Annotated in this window: 2 protein-coding genes; one reads left to right on the top strand and one right to left on the bottom strand. The window is 71.4% G+C overall.

Features of this window, described 5'->3' with window-relative positions; translation table 11 throughout:
* Window positions 1-763: RDD family protein (locus ACFTQE_RS20080; RefSeq protein ID WP_376926728.1), on the bottom strand; the 763-nt coding region annotated here is incomplete at its 3' end.
* A 17-nt stretch (window positions 764-780) separates the two neighbouring features.
* On the opposite strand from ACFTQE_RS20080, the gene ACFTQE_RS20075 reads away from it, so the two are divergent.
* On the top strand, window positions 781-1,776 hold the full coding sequence (locus ACFTQE_RS20075; protein WP_376926727.1) for a stage II sporulation protein M: 996 nt from the start codon (window positions 781-783) through the stop codon (window positions 1,774-1,776).
* Window positions 1,777-1,818 lie beyond the last annotated feature (42 nt).

The raw sequence follows: 1,818 nt of genomic DNA, 5'->3' as shown, positions 1-1,818 counted from the left end.
CGACCGCGTCGCGCTCGCGCCGGAGCGCTGCGACGCCCGCGAGGAATCGTTCGGGCGATGCGTCGGGCAGCGGCGAAACGAACGGCGCCACCTCGGCTGCGAGCGAGGCCGCGACGCGCACGCGACTCTCGGGCACGAGGTGCGCCGCGTTCGTGAAGAACGCCGCGACCCGGCGCGCCAGCGGATCGGGGAGCCGGGCGACGTCGGCGATCGCCGCCCACGAGACGAGCTCGGGCGGAACGCCGAACGCGGTCGACGGCAGCTTCGGCACGCGTTCGACCTGGCCGTGCGTTCCCGCGAGCAGGTCGCCGAGTCGCTTCGACGACGGGTTCAGGAACCCGACGAGCACGGCGAGGCCGCCGAAGGTCAGGTAGATCTCGACGACTCCGGTCAGCGCACGGATGAAGGCGTGCCGGAACCCGATCGCGCCGCCGTCGTCGCGCACGACGCGGAGGCCCAGTGCGAGCTTGCCGAGCGAGCGACCGTGCGAGGCCGTCTCGACCGCCGTGGGAACGATCACGATGCACGTCACGATGCCCGCGATCAGGATGGCCTGGAAGCCCTTCTCGTCGATGCCGAGTCCCGACAGGGCCAGGAGCAGGCCGAGGATGAGGAGCACCGAGACGAGCACGTCGATGATCGCGCCGCCCGCCCGGATGATCGCGCTCGCGGGGCGTACGTCGAGCGTCACGGCCTCGCCGGTGACCACGCCCTCGTCGTCGAATCGGGCGGCGCTCGGGGCGACGGCTGGGGCATCTGCCATGGGTAGTATTCAAGCAGATGGACCTCGATGCGCTCGCCTCCGCCCGCCAAGACGACTGGCAGCGCCTCGACGCGCTCGCACGGCGGCGTCGTCTCGACGGCGCCGATGCGGACGAACTCATCGAGCGGTATCAGAGCGCCGCATCCGATCTCTCCCTCGTGCAGGCGACTGCGGGCTCGACGGCGCTCGGCGACCGGCTCTCGGTCACGCTCGCCAGAGCTCGGCTCGCGTTCACGGGCGCGCCCGAGAACCCGCTGCGGCAGTTCACCCGGTTCGTGGTCGTGAGCCTGCCCGCGGCGCTCTATCGGCTGCGGTGGCTGACCCTCGCGGTGGCGGTCGTCACGGTCGTGGTCGCCGCGCTCTACGCATGGTGGATCAGCGCCGATCCGCGCGTGCTCGCGGCGCTCGGCAGCGAGGAGGAGCTGCGCCAGGTCGCCGAGGAGGGCTTCGTCGCCTACTACTCCGAGAACCCGGCTGCCTCGTTCGCAGGGGCGGTGTGGACGAACAACGCGTGGATCGCCGCCCAGTGCGTGGCATTCGGCATCCTCGGGGTGTGGGTGCCGTGGGTGATCCTGCAGAACGCGCAGAACCTCGGCATCAATGCAGCGGTCATGTTCGCCTACGACGAGGCCGACACCTTCTTCCTCTACATCGCGCCGCACGGGCTGCTCGAGCTCACGTGCGTCTTCGTCGCAGCGGCAGCCGGCCTCCGCATCTTCTGGGCGTGGGTGGCGCCGGGGGCTCGACCTCGGGGCGTCGCGCTCGCCGAAGACGCGCGCGCGCTCTTCAGCGTCGCGATCGGGCTCGTGTTCTTCCTCTTCGTCTCAGGACTGATCGAGGGCTTCGTCACCCCGGCGCCCTGGCCGTGGCCGGTGAAGATCGGCATCGGCGTCGCGGCACTCGGCGGCTTCCTGGCGTACATGCTCGTGCTCGGCGGCCGCGCGAGTCGCGCGGGCGAGACCGGCGACCTCGTCGAGTTCGACGCGGGGTCGCAGCGCATCGTCGCCGGCTGAGCGGCGGCGGGTTCGGAGCGGTGGGACGACGATGGCGGATGT

The sequence above is a fragment of the Agromyces sp. NPDC056965 genome (assembly GCF_042673425.1).
Classification (GTDB): Bacteria; Actinomycetota; Actinomycetes; order Actinomycetales; family Microbacteriaceae; genus Agromyces.
Note: the sequence above shows the minus strand (reverse complement) of the source record. Positions and strands in the feature narration are given on the sequence as shown.